We start from the raw sequence: 25609 nt of genomic DNA, 5'->3' as shown, positions 1-25609 counted from the left end.
GTGCACCATGGTAAATCCGGCTCAGTACTCCCGGATGCTTTCATCCAAGCCGCGAAGCAGGGGATAGAGGAAATATGAAATCACCGTCCGCTGTCCGACCTTCATCTCGGCCGTGACCGCCATACCGGGCATCAGCTGAACCCTTTCGGACGGCAGCCGAAGGTGCGTGTCCCGCAGATCGATCAGTACGCGGTAATAGGGAGCTGACGAACGGCGCGCACCTTCGGCCTTCGCGTCCGGCGAGAATGAGTCCCGGCTAATGACGCCGACCTCGCCAGCCGCAGTGCCGTACTTCTGGAATGGAAACGCCTCGAACTTGACCCGTACGGTCTGCCCGACCGTGACCTGCCCGATATCCCTGCCCTCGACATTGACCTCCGCGCGGAGCACCTCGTCCCGAGGGACGAGCACAAACAATGTTTCAGCCTCGCGAACCACCGAACCCACCGTCCGATTGGCAATTTCGAGTACTACCGCATCCGCTGGTGCGTTCAGCACGATCAATTGACGGCGGAGCTCCGCCTTCTTGAGCTCTTCGGCAATGCCATTGCGTTTGGCCAATGTTTCGACGAACTCCTGATAGGCAGCGCGCAGAAACTCGGCGGCGAACACTTTCTGGTCTGCACGGGCTTTGTCCAGACGATGAATGTTATCGACGATGCTGCCACGAACTCGCGCCAGATTGCTTTCAACCTCCAACCGGGCGTCACGGGATAGCAGGAAATTCAGTCTTGAACCGACTTCCTTGGCCATCAACGCATTCCGCATGTCCTCAATGGACTGCATATTCTCCAGCCGCTGGGTCAGGACCAGTTCCTCGTTCTGCGCGGTTTTTAGGTTGGCCTGCGCGGACGCGATCTGCGCGTCATAGTTCTGGATCTGAAGGCCGTGAGCTGCCCTCCTCTGGAGATATACCCGCCTCTGCAAGGCCTGATCGGCGTTCGATGTCTCTTCGACGACGTAGTCCGCGCCGTCCAACTCAGCTCGAAGCCGGTCGATGGAGGCATCGAGAGCGGCCAAGCGGCCGCGCAATTGATCAAGATCGGCTTGAGAAAACGTCGGATCGAGGATCGCGAGTACGTCGCCACGATTGACGGAGTCACCCGCCTTCGCACGGATCTCCCGAATGACCGACGTTTCCAGCGGCTGCACGACCAGGTTTGGACGTGTCGTGATCAGCTTACCCTGTGCTGTCACAATCATATCCACGCGCGAAACACATGCAAAAGAGATTGCGGCAGCGATGAGGGCGGCGACACAATAGAGCGTGATCCGTCCCACCCGTGGTGGAGCCCGCTGCTCGATTTCGGCTGCGTCTGACTGAAATTGCGCGACAACGCCGGGCCCTGCTGGCGTGGGCCGCTGGAGTCGGCGTCGCGGCCGCGAGACTGGCGGAGACCCGGATCCGCCCGGTGCGGCTTCAACTCTGGCCTTATCAGACGCGGTCATGCAACCTGCCTCGTCTGCTGGTTCCAGAGATGTCGGTAGAAGGTGCACTTCGACAGCAGCGCGTCGTGACGATCGACATCGACGATCCGTCCGCGGTCGATCACCAGAATCTGGCTCGCATCCGACAGCATCGAAAGTCGATGCGATACAATGATGACCGTTCGCCCCTCCGCAATGCGCCGCAGATTGCGCCGAATGATCGCTTCGCTCTCGGAATCCAGCGCGCTGGTGGCTTCGTCGAGGATCAGGATACGCGGGTTCCCTATCAATGCCCGAGCGATCGCAAGCCGCTGCCTTTGCCCTCCCGACAAGTTCGATGCCTGCTCCTCAAGCATGGTATCGAATCCCCTCGGCAGTCGTTCAACGAACTCGTCGGCGCCGGCGAGCTGAGCTGCCCGGACAACCTCCTCGAAAGTGGCGTCACGCCTCACGCAAGCGATATTTTCTCGGACCGTGCCGCGAAACAAAAAATTCTCCTGGAGCACGACCCCGAGGTTTCGCCGCAGATGGGTGAGATCGATCTCGCGCGAATCGTGACCGTCGATCCGCACCAATCCCTGTTGCACCGGATACATCCCCGCAATCAGCCGCGTCAGCGTCGTTTTTCCCGAACCGCTCCGACCGACAACTCCAAAGATCGAACCTGGAGCAATTGAGAACGACACCTCATCCAAGGCCGGCGCCCCCTCGTCGTAGCGGAACGTAACGTTTTCAAACTCGATTCGGCCGGATAAGTCGGGTCGCAGACCCTCGCGATGATCGTCGCGTTCCAGCTCCTTATTCATGACCTCGCCGAGCATCTTAACGGCCAGCGCCACTTCCTGATATTCGTGCACCATGGTCACCATCTGCACCAGCGGCCCCGAAACCCGCCCCGCCAGCATGTTGAAGGCCACCAGTGCGCCGATCGTCATCTCGCCGCCGAAGACGTCGAGCGCGCCCAAGGCGACGATGCCGAGTGTCATCATTTTCTCGAGGAACCCGGTCAACGCCTGAGCCCCCGCCGAGATTTTTTCGACGCCAAACCGCATCGATACCGCCTGCGCGCAACGATCGTCCCATGTTCTGTTCTGGCTTGGCTCCATCGCCAGCGACTTTACCGTGCGCATGCCGTGCACGGTCTCGACGAGGAGCGCCTGGCGCCCGGCCTCTGCCTGATAAAGCTGATAGAGCCGCCGCCGGAACGGTCCCATCAGAATGGCAATCACGCTCGCGCTGATGGCGGTGAAGGCCAGCACGACGCATGTCAGTTTGACGCTGTATAGCGCCAGAACAGGCAGAAAGACGAACAGCGAAAGCGCGTCCAAGGCAGTCAGGAACAGTCGGCCGGTCAGGAACTCTCGAATTCGTGCGGCCTGCTGCATGTGCTTCACCAACACGCCGGCCGAGATGCGCTCGAAGAACGTAACCGGAAGCCCCAAAAGGTGCCGAAACGTCCTGGTGGCGACCCGGATGTCGATCTTGTTCGTGGCGTAGAGCAACAGGTAGCGCCGCAAGAAGCTGAAGATTGCGTCGAAGCAGAGCGCGAGGATAGCGCCGGCGGTGAGCACGTAGAGCGTCGTAAGACTCTCGTGGACCAGAACCTTGTCGATGACGAGTTGAAAGAAGATCGGAAGCGCCAGCCCCAACGCATACAGGAACACCGCAGCGATTGCGACATCGGAGAACAACCGCCACTCTCGCAGCATCTCGGGCACGAACCAGCGCAACCCAAAGGAGCTCTGGTTCTGCGCTGGAGCGGTTTCGCGCTTGAACAAAACAACCTTTCCCGACCATCTGGCACAAAAGCGGTCCGCATCGACCAGCAGATGCTCGCCGCTCCGCTCCGCCAGCGGATCGAAAACCGTTACAGCGTCGCATTCCGGCTTCGCACCGATGACCAAGACCCAGTTCCGGTTCGAGAGCTCAACGAGAGCTGGATAGGCTTCGCCGAGCCCGCATATCTCCTTCCAATCGAGCTGCACCGCGCGGGCGCGAAGGCCCGCATCAAGAGCCATGCGCAGCAGGAGATCGGTCGAGATACCGGTCTCGTCGACAGCATAGGCGTGCCGCAGGCGGTCGGAAGGCAGATCGATACCGTGATGGGAAGCGACCCTCGACAGGCATTCAAGTGCGGTTTGAGCAGCCCGACGTGGCTCGTCCTCCGACATGGGCGGTGCCGGTTCACGCCTGTCGATTTCAACGGAAGTTGGTTGAGACATTTGGAGATCGTAAGTTGTCCGAAACTGGCGAGACGGGCTCGGCTCGCGCGCCCGCCTGTGGTGAGACAATCGGCCCTCTCGGCCGAGAGCGCTGGACGACCCCAGCGTCGACCAGCCCCTGAAGCGCGTTCTGCATCACCTCCACGGAGTTCGCGAATGACTCCACGGAGAAGATCAGCCTTTGGCAAAAGACTTTCTTGGGCGCGTTGTTGCCGTCACGTTCCGTGGGCGAAAGACTAATCAGGTCCACCCTAACGATCGACCCGCCAATCATGACCTCGTCAACCCCGTCTGTATAGAGCTCCGCATGCATCGACTCACTCCTTATGTCGATTGAGATGGTTGGCCTACTCCGCTCATGTCATTCGGGCGCATCGCGATGACGCCGCAGACCGGCCATCTCCACGAAGAACTCCAACTGATCCCGTCCGGTATCGTGAAATCGAACCATGTGGGCGAGATCCATGCACGCAGGCGCCGCGGCGGCAGCCCGGCGACGGCATATGAGATCCTGTCGTATGCAGCGCGGAGCACGCTCCGTACCGGTTGCGGCGTGACGCGTCTCGCGAGCGTGACCGGCGACGCGATAGTCCGTGATAGGCCCGACATGAACTCCCCTTTCTTGTCTATGCAGCGAGCTGCGGCCTGAAGAGAACGTCGACCGCATAGCTGGTCGCGCCGAACGTGTTGGTTGGAAATAGGCTGCCGGATCCGTACGCGTAGACGCCGTTGCCGCCGCTCGACGAGGACGACGGCGCCGTGAGCGGTCCGTTCGTCACCGCATTGGCAAACAGGTTTGGATCGTCCGAATAGTTGCCGGCAGTGTGGTAGGAGGCGACATAGGTCGTTCCTGCCGTGATCGTGACCGGCGTCGCAAAGTTGACCTGCTGCCAGCCGCTCGCCGTCTCGTTGGTAAAGGAAGCAGTGGCCAATAGGCTCCCCGTGCTGCTCCAGAGATTCGCGACATGCGGCCCGGTGTTGGACGGCCCCTTGTAGAAGCGGAGACCCATGATGTCTCCCGAAGTGGACGCTTGGAACTTCATACCAAGCTCGACCGGGTTCGGGTCATTCACCGTCACAATGCTGGGGGTTGGATTCGAGCTGAACAGGCTTACGGTGGTTGCCGACGGCGCACGAACAATTACACTCACCCCGGCATCTGCCGAACCGCCCCGGCCATCGGAAACGGCGTAATTGAACGATGCCGGTCCGGTGTATCCGCTGCTGGGAGTGAACGTCACCGTGTTGTTCTGGGCACTGAAGCTGACGGTGCCGTTGACGGCGCCGCTGACACCGGTGATCGTCAGGGCATCCCCGTTTGGATCGGTATCGTTTGCAAGGAGCGCCGAACCAGAAATGCTGAGCGGGACGCTTTGGGTCGCGTTGAAGCCGCTGTCGTTGTTGGCGATCGGCGACTGATTCGTGCCGCCACTCGCATTGCTGAACACGACATCGACCCAGTAATTCGTCGCGTTGAATGTGCTCGTCGGAAACAGATTTCCCGTTCCGTAGGTGTATACACCATTGTTGCTCGCGGAAGCCGTGAGCGGCCCATTCGTGCGATCGGACGTGAAGTAGTTTGACGTAACCGCATAGCGGCCGTTGCTGTGAAAGCTCGCGACGTAGGTGGTTCCGGCCGCAATCGAGACGGGGCTGTTGAATACGAGGGTTTGCCAACCGCTGCTGGTCTCGTTGGAGAAGGCTGCGCTCGCAAGCAGCGTTCCCGTGCTGCTCCACAGGGAGCCGGTGTGGGTGCCTGTGTCGTTCGCACTCTTGTAATATTTGATCCCGGTAATCGCGCCGGCGGCGGAGGAAGTAAACCGTACTCCCAGGTTGACCTGAGATGGATCGGATGTCGACAGCACCGAAGGAGTATCGGAAGCCGAGAACAAGCTGACGGTCGAGGAGACTGTCCCCACCGCAATGCTGAATGTCTCGCTGGCCGTGAGGCCGCCGAGATCAGTTGCGACGGCTCTCACGCCGAACGTGCCGACATCGGCCGAAGTCGGTGTACCGCTGAAGGTCCGAGTCGAGGCGTTGAAGGTCAGCCAGGCCGGCAGTGCCGAACCGTCGGCGGCGGCAGCGCTGTAGCTGAGTGAATCGCCGGAATCCACGTCGGTGAACGTGCCCGCCGGCAACGTCAGCGAAAACGCCGAACCTACCGTTGCAGTTTGGTTGACGGTCTGCGCCGCCAGCACCGGCGCATCGTTGGCGCCGTGAATGGTGACCGTGAGCGTGGTCGACGATGTCGCACCGGCGGCATCACGCATTGTGTAGTTGAAGACGTCCGTCAGTGTATTGGTCGAAAGCCGCAAGGCTTGAATGGCGGGGTCAGTCTCATTGACCGTATAGGTGAAAGCACCTGAAGCATTGAGCACGAGGCTTCCGTGCGCTCCATTCAGCGCCGAGCCCAGCGTGCCGGACGTCGTACCGAAGCTGACCGCAGTCACGGCCTTCGTATCGCCCGCGTCCGGATCGGTGTCGTTGGACAGTACGTTTCCCGTGGCGGGTGAGCCGCCAGTGCCGTTATTGACACCGCCCTTCTCGGTTGCGTCGCCCGCGTCGGTGACAGCGTTTGGCGGCGCGTTCGCGGTCGTCGTTACGACGATATTGAATGTTTCGCTTGCGGTGAGGCTGCCGAGATCCGTTACAGTTGCCTTCACATCCAGCGTGCCGACGTCGGCTGACGATGGTGTGCCGCCAAACGTTCGGGTTGATGCGTTAAAGGTGAGCCAGGCAGGAAGTGCAGAGCCGCTAGCCGTTGTCGCGGTGTAATTGAGCGAGTCGGCGGAATCGACATCGGTGAAGGTGCTCGCAGGCAGCGTTAGCGAGAACGCCGAGCCCACTGTTGCGGTTTGGTTGGCGGTCTGGACCGCCAGCACCGGCGCATCGTTGGCGCCATGGATGGTGATCGTGAGCGTGGTCGAGGATGTCGCGCCGGCGGCATCACGCATTGTGTAGTTGAAGACGTCCGTCAGTGTGTTGCTCGCAAGCCGCAGGGCCTGCACGGCGGGATCGGTTTCGTTGACCGCATAAGTAAAAGTGCCAGAGGCGTTGAGCACGAGACTTCCATGCGCGCCATTCAGCGCGGAGCCGATCGTCCCGGAGGTCGAACCGAAGCTGACCGCAGTTACGGTCTTCGTATCGCCCGCGTCCGGATCGGTGTCGTTGGACAGTACGTTTCCCGTGGCGGGTGAGCCGCCGGTACTGTTATTGACGCCGCCCTTCTCGGTGCCGTCGCCCGCGTCGGCCACAGCGGTCGGCGACGTGTTCGTAGCGGCGGATCCATTGAAGATCACGTCGACAAAGTAATTGGTCGACTTGTAGACGTTGGTCGGGAATACGGCTCCGGTACCGTAGGCATAAACGCCATTCCCTGTGGCAGGAGCGCTCAGCTGACCATTGCTGATCGGCGCGGTGAAATAGCTCTGAGTGTTCGAATAATTGCCATTGGTATGATAGGAAGCAACGTATGTCGTGCCTGCGGTAATGGCTATCGGGCTCGAGAAACTGACCTGCTGCCAACCGCTGGCTGTCTCAGACGCGAAGGTCGCCGTGCCGAGCAGCGTTCCCGTCGAGCTCCAGAGATGCGCGACGTGAGTACCTGTGTTCAGCGCCCCCTTGTAGAAGCGCAGGCCGGTTATCGTCCCGCTGACCGATGCGCTGAACCTGACGCCGACCTCGACCGGGCTGGTGTCGCCCGAATTGGCAACGCTCGGCGTGTCGTTGGTTCCGAACAGGCTCTGCGCCGATATCGGATAGCTGACCTTGAGGAAGACCTGGCCCGTTCCACTGGCACCCGCGGTGTCCGTGATCGTGTAATCGAACTGGGCCGCTCCCGCGTAGTTAGCGGCTGGCGTGAATGTCACCGTCTGAGACTGGACGTTATAGCTTACGCTGCCATTGACCGGATTGCTCACGCCGCTGATCGAAAAGGACAGACCGGCCGGGTCGGTGTCATTGGCGAGCAGCGCCGATGCCGGAATGTTCAGCACGCCGCTCTGCGTGACCGTGTATCCGCTATCATTATTGGCTTGCGGCAGCTGGCTCGTATTCCTGAAGACGACATCGACCCAGTAATTGTCACCATCCTTCATCGAGATATTGGAGGGGAAGAGCGGACCCGGTCCGTAGGCGTAGACGCCGTTCAGGCCACTCCCTGTCGCTGTCAACGAGCCGTTGGTGTGACCCGGGTTGTCAAAATAGAAGTCTGTCGTGGAATAGTGGCCGGTGTTGGTATGATACGAGGCGATGTAGGTCACTCCGGCCTGTATATGTACCGGCGTCGCGAAGTTGACTTGTTGCCAACCGCTCACTGTTTCGTTGGCGAATGTTGCGCTTGCAAGCAGCGTGCCGCTCGAAGTCCAGAGATTGCCGAGATGCGTTCCCGTATTCTGGGCGCTCTTATAGAACCGGATGCCTGTAATATCACCCGGCGCGGCGGTGACGAACTTAACTCCGAGCTCCACGGCAGCGGCGTCCGGCGTATCGACGACCGCCGGCGTGTCCGTTGGACTGAATATCGTCAGATTCGAAGAAGGGGTCACCGTGTAGGCAACGCCGCCTCCTGGGGCTTCGAGGTTCAAACTATCGTCAACGGCCCTGCTCCGAATCGTCAATTGCCCCGGCGCGCCTGCGGCAAACGTATAGGTCCAGTTGGCATTGGACACGCCGACGGTGCTGTTGGCCGGATGCCAGGTGCTGCCGCCGTCGGACGAAACCTCAACACCGCCGATGAGCCCACCGGCATCGCTTGCCGTTCCGGTTACGGTGATGGACTGCCCCTCCACGACGCTCGTGGCGGAGAGATTGGTGATCGTGGACGTCGGGTCAGTGTGATCGGTCGATTGGCTCGCAATCACCAGGCTGGCCTGCAGCGTCGCAGGCTGCACGCCCATGTCGGCGAACAGGTTGACCATGGCCTGTTGGACGTTCCGATCGGTCGGCGTCTGGGGCGCGATGTTGTGCTGGTCATGATCCGACGCAAGGCCCCAGGACCAGAATACAGTACCGGCGCCAAAGACAAGAGCACCACTCACCGGGTCACGAAACTGAACCAGATTGTGAGTGGCTGTACCGTTGCCGGTCGTGTTGCCGTAATCGAGCAGGTATTTTGTGGTTTGCACAGTGGTCGAGGAGACACTGACCAGACCGGCCGGGCGGAAGCCGTTGTCCGGTGACGCATCCCATTCATAGCCGAGCAGGTTTGGCGTCAGAGACGCAGTCTGGCCCTCAGCAGTCCCGGCAATCGGCGCGTTGCGCCAGAGCCTCAACTGCGTTATCCCATACGGGATCTCGATCGCGCCGTAAGAATCCCCGTCCACTTGGAAGACCGTTCCGGTCAGCGCGTTGGAGGGGATACCTGACATCCCTCCGGTCGAAGCAAAGCGCGCGTCCATGAACGTTCCCGTCGCCGTCCCTGTCGGGTCGATCAACTGGTTGGCATGGGTATCCTTGTACGAGATCAAAGTCCGATTGGCGGTCTGACTGGGATCAATGCTGGCAGCCAGCCTGGTCTGCCAGTACACCTCGTTGCCGCTCAGAAAGGCCAGATTGACACCGGCACGGCCGGCCGCCTGGACGTTGGCGAACTGGCTGTCGGTCCAATATTCGTCATGCCCCACATCCATATAGATCTGGTGATTGAGCAGCAGCGATCCGTTGGTGGCAGCATCGATGCCTGAAATGTAGGAAACGTCGTATCCGTTCTGCTCGAGCCAGTAGATCGCCGGATATTCGGCCGAGAACACCATGTCGTTGGCAGAGCTCCCGAGCCCGCCGTCGCGCGTCGTGATCGGACGATTGTAGCTCACGGCGTAAGCGGAGCCGCCGTCGCCAGGCCCGTTGCCGAAGTAGAGATTGGCCCCGCCCCACGGGTTGTAGGCCTGCCAGGTCTGATCGGCGGTCTGGAACACGATCGCGCTTTGCGATGCATCATTGCGGACCACAAATGGAATTTGAAACACCTGCGTTCCTTCGATCACGTTGGCGATGTACACGCCAGAAACCGCGTCCGTCGGCACGTTCCAGGTATCGGTCACGCTCCAATTGCCGGCATCGACCAGGCCGGTCGAGCTGTCTTTCAACGGCGCCGGTTGCACGACGGAGGTCGCAGCCTGATGCTGCATCGTCGTAATCAGCCTGGCACCGTTGCCGCCGTAGTAGCCAAGCCGGTAGATGTCGATGCGATAGTTCGGCGTGCCTGTTTGGTTATCGACCTTGAATTGGACGGCCCCGCCGACATTGGTGCTTATCGCCGTCGTGAACCCCTGGATCCTGGTCGAGTTTGCGCCAACATCAATCTGCCAGATGTTCGGCGATGTGCCTTGCTTCTGATTTTCCAGAACGATCGGGTTCGTAACTGGATCTGCAACGGCTGTGCCGCCCTGCCCATCACTTGCAAAGGTCCAGTTCGAGTCCTGGCCAGAGACCAGCAGGGTGACATTGCCAGCTCCATTGCTGAAATCGACCGTGCTGATGTTTGAGCTCCGGTCGTAATGGACGGATGCTGACATCGTCGACGTGAAGGCGAAATCCCTGAGATCAATCAGATTGCCGGCTGAAAGCGGCCGATCCGGCGATGAGCTTCCGATCAGGCCATGGAATTCAGCAGAGCGATCGAGCACCAGGGTGCCGACGTCCGTCTCGAAGGAGACGGTTATGCCAGAGAATGAACCGTTGGCGAGGTGCCCGGAGACCGCCCCTCTGATCTCAAGAACTGATCTATCGGCAATCGCGAAGTCACCCGCTCCCCGGACGTCGCCCTTGAAGTCCGCTGCAGCACTCCCCTCACCGCCGGACGGTCCGAGCTTTATGCTGCCGTTGTTGATGGTGTCACCTTCAACGACAAAGGAAGACTCTCGTCCGAGCGCAACAGTCGCACCCGCATCAACGGTCAGGCTGCCGACATCAACATTGCCCCTGGTTGTGACAACATAAGATCCCGGCGCGTCGATGAAGGCGGCGGACCCGGCGTCCGGAATCCCGCCACTCCAGTTCGCAGCGACGTTCCAATATCCGCCGCTCGAGCTGATCCAATGCGTCGCACCGGTCCTGGAACGTGAAGGCCCAATCGCGCCCCGCAGATCGGACACCTGCCGGGCGGCTAAACCGCCGCTCCAGGACGCATTCCAGGGCGGCACTCCCGACGGGAGCAGATCACTCTCGCTGGAATCGCTCTCCCCCCAGAGGAGAGGCCTTGCTCGATAAAAAACGCTCGCCTTTTGATATAACATGGTCAGCCTACCAATTCGCAGGTAAAGCATTTAAATTAAATATGAAGCGCCAGTCAATTATTTAAATAGAAATCACAGATTTAAATCAGCGTCGGCTGCGACGTCGGTAGGCATCCCGGGCAAGCGCAGGAGTTCATTCAGATACCTGCCGTATCCGCTCTTCTCCAACGGCTGAATCAGTCCGCGAAGCTGATCTTGACCGATGAATCCCTGGCGAAAGGCGACCTCCTCAACGCAAGCCACCTTCATGCCTTGCCGCTTTTCCAGCGTTTGGACGAACGTCCCTGCATCGATAAGCGACTCGACAGTGCCCGTATCCAACCATGCGAATCCCCTTCCCATGCGCTCGACGTGGAGAGTGCCGGCCGCGAGATAGCGCATTTGCAGATCGGTGATCTCGAGTTCTCCCCGGGGGGATGGCTCGACCCTGCGGGCATACCGCACAACCCGGTTGTCGAAAAAATAGAGACCGGTGACGGCCCAGTTCGATGTCGGCCTTCTCGGCTTCTCGTCGATTCGTAGTGGGCGGCCGGCGTCGTCAAACGTAACAACGCCGTACCGTTCAGGATCGCGCACGTGATATGCGAACACGGTTGCGCCTTCCTCGCGGGCCGCGGCTTTCACGAGCAGTTCGCGCAAACCGCCGCCGAAAAAGATGTTGTCCCCGAGTACCATCGCGACGCGATCAGTTCCGATGAAATCGGCACCTACAATGAACGCTTCAGCAAGCCCGCCCGGGCGCGGTTGTTCGGCATAGCTGAGCCGGATTCCCCACTGGCTTCCGTTCCCGAGCAATCGCTCGAACTGGGATCGGTCCGCCGGGGTCGTGATGATCAGGATCTCGCGGATGCCTGCCAGCATCAGTGTCGACAGCGGATAGTAGATCATCGGCTTGTCATAGATGGGCAGCAGCTGCTTGCTGACCACACGTGTGATCGGATAGAGCCGTGTTCCGCTGCCGCCAGCCAGGACGATTCCCTTCAGCATCGGTGTCTGCTCCTTCGACAAGTTGGTCGAGACAGGTTTCGAGAGAATGGCGCCAGCAGGGTAATCGAAATCCAAACACGCGTTCTGCTTTGGATGACTCCAGGCGCGAGTTTACAGGCCTGCGCGCAGCGCTCGGATACTGCGCTGTCGTGATCGCCTCCAGCGTCGGCGGTCGCCCTCCCCGACGGGATAAACCATCGAAGATTGCCTCGGCAAAGCCATGCCAGGTCGTTGTTCCCTGGCCGGCCACATGGAAAATGCCCGCCGCTGTGCGGCGGTCATCGGTGAGCGACCGCTGTGCGATTTTCAGCAGCGCTGCCGCCAGATCCGCGGCCGACGTCGGGCTTCCGTATTGGTCGCAAACGACCCTTACGATCGGGCGCGTTTCGGCCAGCCGCAACATTGTCCGAACGAAGTTGCTGCCTATCGAGCTGTAGATCCACGACGACCTGACGACGGTCGCCAGGGGATGCGCCGCCAATACGGCCGCCTCGCCGGCCAACTTTGATGCACCGTATGTGTTCAACGGCGCCGGCACGTCGGCCTCGTCGTAAGCCTCGCGCTTGGCGCCGTCGAAGACGTAATCGGTGGACAAGTGCACAAATGGAACGTTCCTCTGCCATGCAACATCCGCCAGCGCAGCCGCGCCGTCGCGATTGATGCTGAAGGCCTTTCCGACCTCGGACTCCGCCAGGTCCACAGCCGTATAGGCCGCGGCATTAATGATCATACAGGGGGCGATCGAGGCGACCGTCCTGTCGATCCCGTCCCGGACCTCAAGGTCGAGTTCCTCGCGTCCGAGGGCAACCGCAGACAGGCCGCGAAGAGCAGCGGCATCACGAAGGCAGCTGCCCAATTGGCCATTTCGACCAGCAATCAGAATCGGTCGTTCGATCATTGGCAGCCTCAGTGTTGGGTGGCTGGAAGGCCAAGACGCGAGCCGTCGTAAACCATGTTGCGAGCTCGCGCCCACCAGGCGCCGCTGGCCAGATACCATTCCACCGTCTCGGCGAGACCTTGTTCGAAGCTTCGGGTCGGCCGCCAGCCCAGCTCGCTGCGAGCTTTGGACGCATCGATCGCGTAACGTGCGTCGTGTCCCGGACGATCCGGCACGAACGAAATCAACGATCGCCTCGCTGCTGGCCCGGGACGCAATCGATCAAGCGTTTCACAAATCTGGGTGACGACTTCCAGGTTGGAGCGCTCGCTGTCGCCGCCGAAATTATACTTCTCTCCGGCCCTGCCATCGCTTAGCAGCCTGATCAGGCCTGCTGCGTGGTCCTCGACATGAAGCCAATCCCGCACGTTGCTTCCGTCGCCGTAGACAGGCAACGGCTTGTATTCAATCGCGTTGAGAATCGTCAGCGGAATGAGCTTTTCCGGGAATTGGAATGGTCCGTAGTTATTCGAACAGTTCGACACGATCACCGGCAAGCCATAGGTCTTGTACCAGGCGAGCGCGAGGTGGTCGGAGGCCGCCTTGCTCGCTGAATAGGGAGAACTCGGCCGATAAGGGGTATCTTCGCGGAAGCAGTCGGCCGGCCCCAATGAACCGTACACCTCGTCCGTCGACACGTGTATGAACCTGAACTGTCTCTTCCGCTGATTCGACAGCCCGTCGTAATATCGCCTGGCAGCCTCCAGCAAAGTGTAAGTGCCGACAATGTTGGTACTGATGAACGTTGCCGAGCCGGTAATCGACCGATCGACATGGCTTTCGGCTGCCAAGTGGATAACCGCGCTCGGCTGCCATTTGTGGAATAAGCGAGTGACCGCCTCCTGATCGCAGATGTCATGCTGCTCAAATCGATAGCGGCTGGTACCGTCGATGGAGGCCAACGAGGCCAAATTGGCTGCGTAGGTCAACTTGTCGACATTGACGACCGAGGCCTCAGCTTCCAAGGCCAATTGGCGGCAGACCGCAGACCCGATAAATCCCGCTCCGCCCGTCACCAGAACACGCATGAGACGTCCTCTACTCAAACACGGAAGCAAGCTGACCGAAGGTGGGAAGCGCTCGATCCTTCGGCGAAAGCTGGGCCTCTGCGGCCTTCACCGGCCACTCAATTGCCAATTCGGGATCGGCCCAGTAGACGCCGCCATCGTGCTCCGGCGAGTAGACTTCATCGACTTTATAAAGGACGGTGGTTTGAGGCTCGAGCGTACAGAAGCCGTGAGCGAACCCTTTCGGAACGAGCAACTGCTCGTCACTCTCGCTATCCAGCGTGACCGAGACGTGCTTGCCGAACGTCGGCGACCGACGCCGCAGGTCGAGCACCACATCAAGGATGGCTCCTCTCAACACGCGAACCAGCTTGGCCTGCGCGAAGGGAGGCCGCTGGAAGTGCAATCCGCGAACCGTGCCGACCCGCTCGGAGCATGACTGATTGTCCTGGATAAAGTCTTGAGAGATCCCATTTTCGGCGAACGCAGAGCGACGGAAGGTTTCGCAGAAATAGCCCCGCGTATCGGACAAGCGCTTTAATCGGACGACCTTTACGTCCGGAATCGTCAAACTTCGCACTTCCAGCATGACCGCACGCTCCGATACGCAGCGCTATTGCTCGGACGATCGGCCCTGCTCCCCTAATGTCCTGAACCGAGCGCCTTCGCCAACCAGTTCCGCTTCGCTCCGTTCGCGGTAGACATCGGTTCAATCGGCCGTCGCACCCTTCCTCATCCAAATTAATTATTCTCGTAATTAATGCCAAAGCTATATTTAATTGGCAACACAAATTTTATCCTATATATTATTTTAAATGTGACAGCGGCCCAATATCTGCCGCGGGATTGCCCCCGCGCGATTGCCGACAGCCGAGAGAAATGTCCGATGCTGCAGACCAATACGCTCCAGAACGATGGGTCACGTCTCCCTCCCCCCATTCAGATGCAGCTGAACCGACAGAACACAGGCGGCATCGGCGAGCTCATTAAATTTGCGCTGGTATTTATACGGCGACAGTACCTCATCATCATTTTCGTCACTGTCCTCGCAGGTGCCGCCAGCCTCGTTTACCTGAGATTGGTCTCGCCGGCCTATACGGCGCAGGTTCAGGTCCTGTTCGAAAATCCAAGGGCGCAGTTCCTTCAGAAACAATCACTTCTTTCCGAACCGCTCCTCGACGTCACCCAGATCGAGACGCAACTGCAGATCATCAAATCGCAGGCGACTGCTGCGACCGTGATCAAGCAGTTGAAATTGGCCGATCACCAAGACTTTAGGGAGGGCCGGTCGCTGCAGTCCTGGTTAATCAGGTGGCTTCAACGATGGCGGTCGGATCCGTCAGAAGGTGCGACACCTGCTCCGCGGAAGCAGCCCTCGGAAGCAACGATTGCAAGCTTTCTGGATCGCCTGTCTGCAGGTCGAGTTGGCTATAGTCACGTCATTGAAATCGCATTCACCGCGAGCGATCCAGCGCTGGCGGCAGAGATCGCGAACGCTATTGCGAGAGCCTACATCAATGATCAGCTCGAGGCGAAATTTGAAGCCACGCGAACTGCAACGACTTGGCTGCAGGAACGGCTGCGAAGCCTCGGAGAGGAGGCGCTGACCGCCGAACGTGGAGTCGAGGCTTACAAATCTCAAAATAACATCGTATCGCCCGGGGGAAAGCCGATCGACGAGCAGCAGATCACAGAACTCAACACCCGGCTGGCTACCGCTCGCGCGCAGAGTTCAGAAGCCGCGGCCAAGCTGTCGCGCTACGAAGTTCTCCTCGGCGTCGACCCGGCAAAACCATCCTCGATCGGCAATCTGGACGCCATCGGCTCCGACGCGATGAGCAGTCCGATCATTACATCGCTACGCCAGCAGTATCTCGAACTCGCCAGGCGTGAGGCCGAATTGTCCGCCCGCGTCGGCCGAGATCATCTCGCGGTGGTCAACGTTCGAAACAGGCTGCGCGAATTTCGCGTTTCCATTCTGGACGAGGTTAAACGACTTTCTGAGATCAGCCGCAGCGAAGCCGAACTTGCAAAGCAGCGGCAGCAGGAGATCGAAAAGCGTCTTTCCGTGGCCATTGCGCAGTCGCGCCTCACGAACTCGGCAGAGCTGACGATAAGAGATTTGGAAAGTCGGGCGAAGAGTCTGCGGGCCCTCTACGACACATTCCTTCAGCAATATATGGGCTCGGCGCAGCAGGAGACCTTCCCGATTTCAGAAACCCGCGTCATCTTCCCCGCTTCTGCCGCTCAAACCAAGAGCAAGCCGAAAGCGAAGGTCGTGCTGAGCTTCGGTCTTCTGGGAGGGCTCGCGCTGGGACTGCTCCTAGGTTTCGTGCGAGACGTCATGGATCGCGTTTTCCGCACGTCTTCACAGCTAGAAGTAGCGCTGGACCTGCCTTGCCTATCCCTCGTGCCGATCCAGAGCTTGCCCAGGCAGCAAAGGTCGGCGGCTCGGCCGCAGCAGGCACAGGAAGCCCCGAACCAACGCATACTTCCGAGCGCGTCGGACATTTGTCGCGCCGTCGTGAGCATGCCTCTCTCGCGGTACACTGAGGCGATTCGATCAATCAAGATCGCGATCGACCATAGCCCGGCGAAGACTCCCAACCAGGTGATTGGCGTGACTTCGGCCCTTCCAAATGAGGGCAAGACCACGATTGCCGCTTCCGTGGCACAACTTATCGGGCACAGCGGAAAGAAGGTGATCATCGTCGACTGCGATCTTCGGAATCCATCGCTCTCGGCTCGGCTCGTCCCAAAGGCCGTGGATGGCATTATTGAAGTCTTGAAAGGGACTCGTTCACTCGAAGAGGCGGTATGGCGGGATCCGAACACGACTCTTGCCGTTCTTCCGGCCGTTCAGCGTGGGTCCGTACTTCACTCAAGCGAACTCTTGTGCGACGGCTCGATCTGCAGGCTGTTTGATCGTCTGCGACAAAGCTATGACTATATCATTGTCGATCTTCCGCCGCTGAGCCCGCTTGTCGACGTACGGGTCACCGCTCCTCTGATCGATTGCTACGTTCTCGTCGTCGAATGGGGACGCACGAAGATCGACGTCGTGCAGCATGCACTGCACACCGCCCCGACGATCTCGGACTCGCTGATCGGCGCAGTACTGAACAAGACTGACATTAGGGCGATGGCCCGATACGACGCCCACCGAAGCGATTATTACGATGACAGTCACTACGTTCGATATGGTCTTTCGAGCTCCTGAGCGGCCTTTCGCCATGCATCATGAGCCTGCCGGTCCAAGCGTTGACTCAAGCCCGAGGGGTGACGTTGTATGCTGGACAAATTTCTGATTGTGGCACTCTTGGTGTCCGTCGCCGCGGCTTTTGCAACACCCGAGTTTCCGCAAGCGCAAGTTCTTTGTCCTGCTCTTCTCGCGATCGCGGTGCTGGCAGCCGCAGTTTTCACCTCATCCTTCGCAATCGCGCGCCTGGTACGACGGTTACGACTGTTTCTGCTCGTCATTCTCGTTGTACCGGCGGTCTACATGACTGTTCAACTCGTTCCAATTCCGATCCACGGGGCCGGCAATCCGATATGGGCCGCCGCATCGGCCGCATTGAATGCCCCCCCTTCTGAACGGCTCACGGTGGACATCGGCGCAACCGTGCAAGCATTCTCGAAATACATTGCTGCTGTCGCCCTCGCGCTCATTGCGGCCATCGTCGCGCTGGATAGACAACGCGCCTGGCAACTCCTCAGCATGCTGGTCTCGATCTCAGCGATCGTCAGTGCGTACTTGCTAATGCGACAGATAATGGGAGCTGACGGTCTCTCGCCCGGCGGCAATCCCGTACCCGACGTGACCGACGCAGCACCGTCGGTGCTGGGCTTGGTTATGTCGGCAGCGATGGCGGCCCGCGCGTTCGAGGAACGCCGCCAGGCCAAGCAAATCTCATTTCGGCTGGCGGCGCCCTTATCGTTCGCAATGCTGGCAACGTTTCTCTGTCTGTCGGCGATCCTTGCCAGGGCAGACGGGACGGGAACCGCCATAGCTGCACTGCTTGGAGCGGGAATCGTTTTCGCCGCGTTCGCGATCCAGAACTGGTTCTATGGGGTTTGGGGAATGGCGAGCGTGTTTGCCACGGCCGCAATTCTCTTTTTGGCGGCCTTCACCCTGCTGCCGGTGAGGCCGAATACCGATCTCGCGATCGCCCTATCTGCGCAGCACCCGGCGGCGACTGAACGGATGCTGCAAGATGCCGGCCAGGTTGGGTCCGGTGCAGGAACGTACCTGGCGCTGCTGCCGATCCATCGCGATATCGGAGGGCCCTCATCGCGAGAGCGGCCGACCGCTGCCGCCGTCATCGCCATCGAAATGGGCCGCCCTTTCCTGTATGGGCTGTTGATAGTTGCGGTACTTGCCGCCTCGGCTTTGCTCAGATGTTCCCTGCAGCGAAAGCGGGACTACGCCTACGCCGCTATTGGTTCCGGTGCTGCGGCTGCGCTAGCCATGCTGGCCTTGGTTGAGGACGGCATTCTCGAGTTCGGCACATCGCTGTTGGCTGCCGCCACGTTAGGGTTGGCGGTTGCCCAAAGCCAGCGTGATACGGCTACTGCGGCCTTGTCACCGCAATCAACGCGCTCCGTAAGTGAGCCGGATAGTTCGGATCCGGCATCTAAGCCAGCCCGCCAATATGGCAATGGATCCATGCGTATTGGATTGGGCTCTGTCGCTGTCGCCCTGTGCGCGCAAACGGTCTGGCTATACGCTCACCCGCGGTATCCGGGCGGATTGCCGCTTGAAGCGCCTTCCGCCAACCAAGCGGCACGCCAGGCGTCCGTAGGGGCGCCGCTTTCGGGCTCACTGCGCGGGGGCGGCGATTTGCATCCGAGGACACCTGTTCTTGAACAGTTGCCCATCGCCAACGAAGCCGCAGCGTCAAAGCCGGAGATCGGAGCCGATCCGGCTGCGCCGACTGCATTGGCACGGGCACTACAGTACTCACCGCTACGAGGTGATCTTTGGCTCAAGCTTGCGGCGCTCTCGAAGGAGCAGAGATCGGCGGAATACGACGTCGCAGCTCTGCTGAAACTGTCGTACTACACAGCGCCAAGCGATTTGGCCTTACTTCCGCTACGGTTGACTGTCGCTCTCGGCGAGGTCTCGGCGACAAACGAACCAGAACTGCGTGAACTCGTGCAGCGTGACATCAAGATTGCCCTGACCAAACAGCCCAATCTCCGCCCCGCTCTTGTTGCCGCCTATCAGTCGGCGTCCGCGGAAGGAAAGAGCATGGTGAACAATCTGATTTCGGAGTGGGATTCAGCCGCTCTTCAAAGGAAGGAAATCCGGGCTCCTGCGCCCGGAACGGTCGTCTCTCCGCCGAACAGTGCACAGGGCCGCGGCACCGGTCGGTAACTCCCGAGGTATTTTGCTCGATCCGATAACGACCGCCCGGCTCGAACCTTACCAAGTGCGGCCAATATTTAAATTCTATATTGTCACTTGAAAGATTCAATAAATTAATAATAGATTAAATGCTGGTCAGAGTACCTCGTCATGAACTTCGTGAACCGACACCTCCCCAATCAAATTGATACGGCTCGTGTCAGTCTCGAACCGCCGATATCCCGGCGTAAATGGCCCCTGCGGTATGACCGGATCGAACACGTTGCGCTCTGTGCCGATATCGCGACGATTTTGCTCGCGAGCGTCATCTCCACCGTCTTGTACCGGTTCCAGAACGTACAGACCGGGGCAGACCACGGCAACGCATTTGGCTTGGCGCTGATTAGCGCGGCTTGCGTGGCTCCCCTCCTGAAGGCTCAAGGCCTCTATCGGCCGATTGAGCTTCTTGTGCTCAAGAACCAGGTTCGGGCCGTCTGTGTTACTTGGGCATCATTGTTGCTCTTGATCTGGGCCGCATATGGCTTTGCAATTCCCCTAGGTGCCTCTCAGAAACCGGGCCCGCTGTTCGCCGTCGTCGGCTTGGCCTTGCTTGTGGCAGAGCGATGGGGGGCCAGGGCACTGCTGATAAGGGGTCTTAGCGAAAGAAAGTTCGCCAGCACCAATATCGTTCTAATCAGCGACCAACCGCTTTCCAAAAACGCCGGCCTGCCCGAGACCCTGGCTATGCACGGATATTGCGTCAGGGCACGGTTCAGCCTGCCGCCGATCGGCTTCGGGCCCGCCGGTCGAAAACGGCTCGCCTCTCGCGTAATCGACTATATTCACAACGTCCCGCTCGACCAGGTGGTGGTCGAGACCTCTCCAGAGCGGTGGCCCGAGCTGCGAGCACTTGTGGCCGATCTCCGGGTTTTGCCCTTCCCGATCATGTTCGTGCCCGTCGGCACAACATCCGAATTGCTTCGACATCCGACACGCAATCTTGGAAGTGCCGTTTGCGTCGAGTTGCAGCGCGGTCCCCTCACCTCGCTCGAGTGCGCATCCAAGCGAATGATTGATGTTTTCGGCGCAGGGCTCGCGCTGGCGATGGCTGCACCACTGCTGGTACTGGCTGCAATCGCAATCAAGCTGGACTCTCCGGGCCCGGTGTTCTTCCGACAGCAACGCTGCGGTTTCAATGGTCGGACATTCCTGATCCGGAAGTTTCGGACCATGCATGTTCTCGAGGACGGCGACGTGATCACTCAGGCCGTCCCTCTCGATCGACGGGTCACCCGCGTGGGCAAGTTGCTGCGGCGGTCGAGCTTCGATGAACTGCCGCAATTGCTAAATGTTCTCGAGGGCAGTATGTCGCTGGTGGGCCCGCGTCCCCACGCCTTGGCCCACGACGGACAGTTTGACAAGCTCGTGCGAAACTACGCCTTTCGCCGCAGGGTCAGGCCTGGGCTGACCGGATGGGCGCAGGTTCACGGCTGCCGTGGGGCAACGCCCACGGCGTCGATGATCGAAGCACGCGTCCAATACGATCTCTGGTACATCGACAATTGGAGTCTTCGGCTGGATCTTGCAATCCTGTTGCGAACTCCTGTGGAAGTACTACGGGGGCGCAACGCCTATTAGCTCCAACCTCGACCAAAGGCGCCTGCGCCAGTGCCCTCGTGCAGCTAGTTCACGCCCGCTGCCGAAGTTTCGGAGCCGCTTCCCCGATGCGAAACTCCTCGATTCGACGACCGGATTTCACCGCAGCAACCAGCCAACGAGGTCGCTTGCCACGCCCCGACCAAGTTTCGGACGTCTGCGGGTTACGGTATTTCGGCAGCACGCGCGGATATTTGCGCCTCGGCTTGCCCGAGGGAGAGATGCCCGGCGTGCCGGTTTCGGCTAACACGGCCATTCCGCCGCCGAGAACCGCCAGGCGCTTCTCCAGTTCCTGCTTTTCTGCTTTGATCCGATCCGATAAAATGCCGCTAATTTCTTCATGAAGCGACCATAGATCATCCAGGGACATTGCTTCTAGTTCGAGCTTCTTGGTCGACATGCTAGCACCCTGTAGTTGCGCCCATTTAATACTGCTCCAGCGGAGCAATCAAGAACCCAATGTCGGGCCTAGCGAAGAATATTCGGAACCCAACAGCATTTTTATGCTCCACATAACTGCGTCGCCGGTTCCAATCAAGACTGAAAAATGAATTATTCGCTGAATTCAATAGCGGCCCGAGTATAACACGCGCCCTACGTGCGCCGGCGCCGCGATTCAATCGGATTATGATTGACCAAAGCGTCGCGAGGTCGATCCTCCGCGCCGCCGCCCTCGTAAGGAACACGACTGCGGGAGGCCGCATCCCGGCATTCGTCCTGAAATGCGGATGTCAACCCGCTGCAGCCGCGAGGTTATGATCGCGATATCTCTAAGCGCGAGCTTTCGCAGCTGGATTTGGAGCTGCAGATCTTTGAGGTCGGTCAACGGTTCCGCAGGAGCTATAAACTGCCTGATCGCAACTCGAAGGCGCCCCAACGGACAGCCGATAATATCCAATGTTTCTCTTCGAGAGCGTAGCAAGCCTTCCTCGCCCATTAATAAAGAAAAAATAATCCTCGCAATATACATTTAATAATATATTATTTATTTATTATTGCGTCAAATGAAAGATCGACCCTGATTCCCAGTCTTTTGTTCGCCACGCGAAAAACCTTTATTCGGCGTCAGAGACGACTGTTGGTTAGGTTGGTCGGTGACGAGAATGCTATGCGCCGGCAGGATCTCGAAGCCATGGATTTTGAAGAACTTTGGCTCCTCCACGAGGAGCTCACGAAGATTCTTGCTGAAAAGATAACAGCCGAAAAGCGCGAGTTGGAAAAACGCCTTGCGCAGCTCAATCAGCCGGATCAATTCGGCGAGGCGGAGGGCGAGGCGACAGAGATGGGCCCGTCCCCTCGCCGCAAATACCCAAAGGTCGTGCCGAAATACTTCAACCCCCTCAAGCCGACAGAGACTTGGTCTGGGCGAGGCAAACAGCCGCGCTGGCTGGTCGCAGCGCTTCAATCAGGACACACAATCGAGGAGTTCAGGATTCGCGAGAACGGCGAAGCGTCCAACCGGAATGCTGGTAGTCACGAGCATTGATGGCTTCATCGACGCACACACCCGCGGGCGCGAATCGTTGGCGAACGGGTGGGAGTTACCGGTCGCTCGGCTCGCAGCGCGCTTGCGGCCTACACCTTCCCTGTGCGCACAGCGACGGCCGCCTTCAACAAAAACTGCAAGGTGTCCATTTTCGGGAGGGACCACGATCTACGCGGATGGGCGGCGGCTTGCCAGGCGCCGTTTGCCGCGCTCCGGTAGTTTCCGAGATCCAGCGCCGTCATCGCGAGGAACAGCAAACGCGTGGACGGAAAACGTGCCTGCATCAACTGTCGCATGAACTGCAGGCGGGGAATCAGGCGGGAACGCATCGTCTGCGGAATATCGACGCCAAGCAGCCCGGCAAGAGCGACCAGTTGGGTTTCAACCGCATTCTTCATCAATTCGCCCGAGACAAGCGAGGCAAGCTTCTCCCAATCAAGGCCTTCGGTGGAATCGTTTAGATCTCGCAATTCGACAAGGTGCCGCAGGTCGAGGTCGCCGAGCCAATATCCGTAGTCTTGAAACTGATCGTGGATGATCAGCGTGAGCGCTCGGTAGACAGGCGTGGGGATATACACGCGTCCGCTTCCCAGCGGCGCGAGGACGCAGTGGTTCAGCGCCTGCCCGATACTATGGTAGAGGTACGCGGGACCCGGAGCCGCCTGCTGCAGGTCTATGGTCCCGACATCCTGTGACCGGTTCAGCTCGGCGTGCCATCTCTGGCTTTCGGCGGGGGGCTGGTAATTAATATCGTAGCCAATTGCACATAGAGCGGCGATTGCCATTCTGGCCTCGTCCGGCATGACGATGATGTCCAGGTCGGACATTAGCCGAACGCCTCGGCGCTCCCGGGGTGCGGTCGCCAGTGTCGATGCGCCCTTGAGCGCGATCGGGGTGATTCCCAAGCGGTTCATCGCAACGACGGCTTCTTCCAGCTGAGCGAGGAGGCGATTATTGCGCAGCTCGTTTCGGCGGTAGATGTTGCGGATATATGCGCAGACGTCCTCCGGCAGCGTCGATTCATACTTGCCCACAAAGTCGATGAGCGCCGGCGTCGTCAGAGTCCGATTTGCGAGCCCGATTACGGACGTCCACTCCACGTCGACGGGCGGCATGCCTCGCAAGCAATTGCAGAGGCTCGACAGCGCGCTGCTATGCCTCACCATCGCACAATTCCATAAGCAAGCGCCGAGCTTCCACCGACTCGCAGTAGGTGAGTTGAAATGATCGCGCGCCCGCGACAATCCGCTTCAAAGCGAAAAAGCCGGCTTGCGATAGCCTTCCGTCAGCGGCAAATGCGTTTTCGATAAGCCGCTTCATCGCATCCAACTGGTCTATCGCGATCAGTTCTTCCGGACCGTTCGCGACCCGATTCAAGAAGACGATCCAGCTCGCGGAGACGCATTGGTTTTGCGCATCTGGAATGGGGATGTACCGCACCCGAACCCCGTCGGAGCGGCAATGCGTCGCGTCATACCTGTCGCCATGCAGCCGGGACAGCAAGTCCCACGATCCCTCCTTGACAGTGAGCGCAAAGGGAATTCCGCAGATGGTCCCGTCAGCTCCAACCAGCGCGACATCATCGCCGGCGTAGCTAAAGCCGGCGTCCACGAGCTGCAGTGTCAGGGTTGACTTTCCAGCTCCCGGCCGACCGCACAACAGCAGGCCCGCACCGTTTCTCACGAGAGTAGCGGCATGAAGGGAAAAGACCCATCGATCGCTTCGAATAAGCCGCTCGCTGATGTGCGCTTTGATCGTCGGCGCCAGTGCTTCGACTTCACATCTGGAGATTCTAGAATCCTCTCCGCGGAAGAACACTTGCTCGTCCAGCATCGTTGCCTCGATCACAAGGTCGTTGTCGCACGCGCCCTGGTCCGCGACGCAGAATACCGAAAGCAGCCGTCTCAAGAGGTGTCGATTTGCAGTCCGGACGCCTATTTTGTGCCGACCCAGGATCACTGAGAAGGAACAGTCAATCGGCACTTGCCAGTCCGCTTGGAGCAGCGCTTGATCGGCCCAGACATTTACAACCTGGCGGGTGAACTGGCGTGACACATCCTCGTCAATGCCTAGCGCCCCAAGCCCCTGATAGACATCTTCCAGAGAGGCACCTTGCGCCAGCTTGCACCAGATGAATGCCGCTACCTGGTCCAGCTCGAAGATCTTCTGTCCTGCTTCGCTGAAGAGCATTGATCGACCATCCAGCAGCACGAACACTGCATCTGGAGCGGGTCTCAACACCATCTCTGCCGACGATCGTTCCAGCACGGCTCCAGCCAATGTACGAAGGTCCGTCTCGCCCGACGAAGGGCAACGCTATGTCGCGGCCGCGACAGCGGGAAGCCTCGACTACGAGATTCGATCTAGCCCGGCCTGCGGCGCTGCAATTCCCGTTCAGCTGAGCACAAACACGATCGGGCTCTCTTCGAAATGACAATCCGGCCCGTCATGCCGCCAGCTGGCCGTCCTCGCCTCCCCCCTGTGGCGCAACGTTCAAAAGCAGCTCGCCAAGAAAACACTCTCTCGCGGTCAACCGATGAGCATCCAAAAGGTAACGATGAGCTTCGCGATCGGCACTCCGTTCTTTCAGAATGCGCTCCTTCTCGCCGATGCTGGCCAACTCCGCGCGCATCTGGGCCAACAGCGGTGCGTGCGAGACCAGGCAATTATTATGATTTAATTCCCACATCGCTTCCTCCAGCCGAATGAAGCTTGAATAGGCCAGAGATTACGTGATCGGCAGAAATTGACAACGCTATTTTTACAATTACCCGTACATCACAATTTATTTCATGTTTGAACCTGATGCGGCCCACCTAATACAGCTCGCAACCGCTGCAATTGCCTTCGCAACTGTGAAGAAGCTGCACCTTACCGTATCCGCTTACATATTCGATTGCGGTTCGCTTCGCGTAGGCTCGCGTAAAAAATATATCCGCGAGAGTCGCAAATCGGACCGACAATGCGCTTTTCTATTTACAAATTTAATTTCAGCGGAGAATATTCGGAAGCTACACAAATGGGAGCCGAACCAGGTGACCGTCAAAAATGATAATGGTTGCGATGCCGTCAGAGCATTTCGCTCGAAGCCTGAAGAATTGAGCCCTTATATTTGTTTGCGGCTTACCCGCGACTTTACGTTGAGTCTGGAACATCATTCAGAACTGCCGAGCCAAAGCCCGGCGGTATCCTACAATTCACGAAAGTAGGAATCCGGTCGGTTGGAGAAGCGCCGTCACGAGCAAGCTGCCCTTTGCTCGACAGCGACCCAGGTGCGATGCCCCCCAAGTGAACCCGCATCGAG

16 protein-coding genes are annotated in these 25609 nt (G+C 59.2%); 5 read left to right on the top strand and 11 right to left on the bottom strand.

All coding sequences use genetic code 11. The annotated features are described in order from the left end of the window. Window positions 1-21: 21 nt before the first annotated feature. From DCM79_RS31545 to rfbC, 7 genes are all read right to left on the bottom strand, one after another. Window positions 22-1449, bottom strand: coding sequence for an HlyD family type I secretion periplasmic adaptor subunit (locus DCM79_RS31545; protein ID WP_373568069.1), 1428 nt, complete (start codon window positions 1447-1449; stop codon window positions 22-24). Beyond that, window positions 1446-3599 (bottom strand): peptidase domain-containing ABC transporter, encoded by a 2154-nt coding sequence (locus DCM79_RS31540; protein WP_257180909.1) that lies wholly within the window; start codon window positions 3597-3599, stop codon window positions 1446-1448. Before DCM79_RS31540 ends, DCM79_RS31545 begins: the two co-directional genes overlap by 4 nt. 677 nt (window positions 3600-4276) lie before the next feature. Continuing rightward, window positions 4277-10885 carry a DUF4082 domain-containing protein gene (locus DCM79_RS31530; RefSeq protein ID WP_257177908.1) on the bottom strand — a complete coding sequence of 2203 codons (6609 nt, stop codon included), beginning with the start codon at window positions 10883-10885 and terminating at the stop codon, window positions 4277-4279. A gap of 72 nt (window positions 10886-10957) precedes the next feature. Beyond that, complete coding sequence (rfbA, locus tag DCM79_RS31525) at window positions 10958-11872, bottom strand: glucose-1-phosphate thymidylyltransferase RfbA (protein WP_257177907.1); 915 nt, start codon at window positions 11870-11872, stop codon at window positions 10958-10960. Beyond that, on the bottom strand, window positions 11781-12770 hold the full coding sequence (gene rfbD / locus DCM79_RS31520) for a dTDP-4-dehydrorhamnose reductase (RefSeq protein WP_257177906.1): 990 nt from the start codon (window positions 12768-12770) through the stop codon (window positions 11781-11783). Before rfbD ends, rfbA begins: the two co-directional genes overlap by 92 nt. 8 nt (window positions 12771-12778) lie before the next feature. Next, window positions 12779-13837 (bottom strand): dTDP-glucose 4,6-dehydratase, encoded by a 1059-nt coding sequence (gene rfbB, locus DCM79_RS31515; RefSeq protein ID WP_257177905.1) that lies wholly within the window; start codon window positions 13835-13837, stop codon window positions 12779-12781. Between the two features lie 10 nt (window positions 13838-13847). Then, on the bottom strand, window positions 13848-14405 hold the full coding sequence (gene rfbC / locus DCM79_RS31510; protein ID WP_257177904.1) for a dTDP-4-dehydrorhamnose 3,5-epimerase: 558 nt from the start codon (window positions 14403-14405) through the stop codon (window positions 13848-13850). A 297-nt stretch (window positions 14406-14702) separates the two neighbouring features. On the opposite strand from rfbC, the gene DCM79_RS31505 reads away from it, so the two are divergent. From DCM79_RS31505 to DCM79_RS31495, 3 genes are all read left to right on the top strand, one after another. Further along, window positions 14703-17036 carry an AAA family ATPase gene (locus DCM79_RS31505; RefSeq protein ID WP_257177903.1) on the top strand — a complete coding sequence of 778 codons (2334 nt, stop codon included), beginning with the start codon at window positions 14703-14705 and terminating at the stop codon, window positions 17034-17036. A gap of 69 nt (window positions 17037-17105) precedes the next feature. Continuing rightward, on the top strand, window positions 17106-19193 hold the full coding sequence (locus DCM79_RS31500) for a hypothetical protein (protein WP_257177901.1): 2088 nt from the start codon (window positions 17106-17108) through the stop codon (window positions 19191-19193). Between the two features lie 141 nt (window positions 19194-19334). Continuing rightward, window positions 19335-20801, top strand: coding sequence for an exopolysaccharide biosynthesis polyprenyl glycosylphosphotransferase (locus DCM79_RS31495; RefSeq protein ID WP_257177900.1), 1467 nt, complete (start codon window positions 19335-19337; stop codon window positions 20799-20801). Window positions 20802-20850: 49 nt separating this feature from the next. Here the strand turns inward: DCM79_RS31495 and DCM79_RS31490 are convergent, their stop codons facing one another. Beyond that, window positions 20851-21219 (bottom strand): H-NS histone family protein, encoded by a 369-nt coding sequence (locus tag DCM79_RS31490; protein WP_257177899.1) that lies wholly within the window; start codon window positions 21217-21219, stop codon window positions 20851-20853. Between the two features lie 708 nt (window positions 21220-21927). Between DCM79_RS31490 and DCM79_RS31485 the strand changes: the two genes are divergently transcribed. Continuing rightward, on the top strand, window positions 21928-22305 hold the full coding sequence (locus DCM79_RS31485; protein ID WP_257177898.1) for an H-NS histone family protein: 378 nt from the start codon (window positions 21928-21930) through the stop codon (window positions 22303-22305). 89 nt (window positions 22306-22394) lie between these two features. On the opposite strand, the gene DCM79_RS31480 is transcribed toward DCM79_RS31485, so the two are convergent. The 3 genes from DCM79_RS31480 to DCM79_RS31470 all read right to left on the bottom strand — a co-directional run bounded on the left by DCM79_RS31480 (window position 22395) and on the right by DCM79_RS31470 (window position 24994). Continuing rightward, on the bottom strand, window positions 22395-23420 hold the full coding sequence (locus DCM79_RS31480; protein ID WP_257177897.1) for a nucleotidyltransferase family protein: 1026 nt from the start codon (window positions 23418-23420) through the stop codon (window positions 22395-22397). Between the two features lie 37 nt (window positions 23421-23457). Then, window positions 23458-24573, bottom strand: coding sequence for a serine/threonine protein kinase (locus tag DCM79_RS31475; RefSeq protein WP_257177896.1), 1116 nt, complete (start codon window positions 24571-24573; stop codon window positions 23458-23460). 178 nt (window positions 24574-24751) lie between these two features. Further along, window positions 24752-24994: a hypothetical protein gene (locus DCM79_RS31470; protein WP_257177895.1), complete on the bottom strand. Its 243-nt coding sequence runs from the start codon at window positions 24992-24994 to the stop codon at window positions 24752-24754. A gap of 103 nt (window positions 24995-25097) precedes the next feature. Between DCM79_RS31470 and DCM79_RS31465 the strand changes: the two genes are divergently transcribed. After that, window positions 25098-25514: a hypothetical protein gene (locus DCM79_RS31465; protein WP_257177894.1), complete on the top strand. Its 417-nt coding sequence runs from the start codon at window positions 25098-25100 to the stop codon at window positions 25512-25514. Window positions 25515-25609 lie beyond the last annotated feature (95 nt).

Source organism: Bradyrhizobium sp. WBOS07, assembly GCF_024585165.1.
Lineage (GTDB): Bacteria > Pseudomonadota > Alphaproteobacteria > Rhizobiales > Xanthobacteraceae > Bradyrhizobium > Bradyrhizobium japonicum_B.
This window is presented reverse-complemented; position numbering and strand designations above follow the sequence as displayed.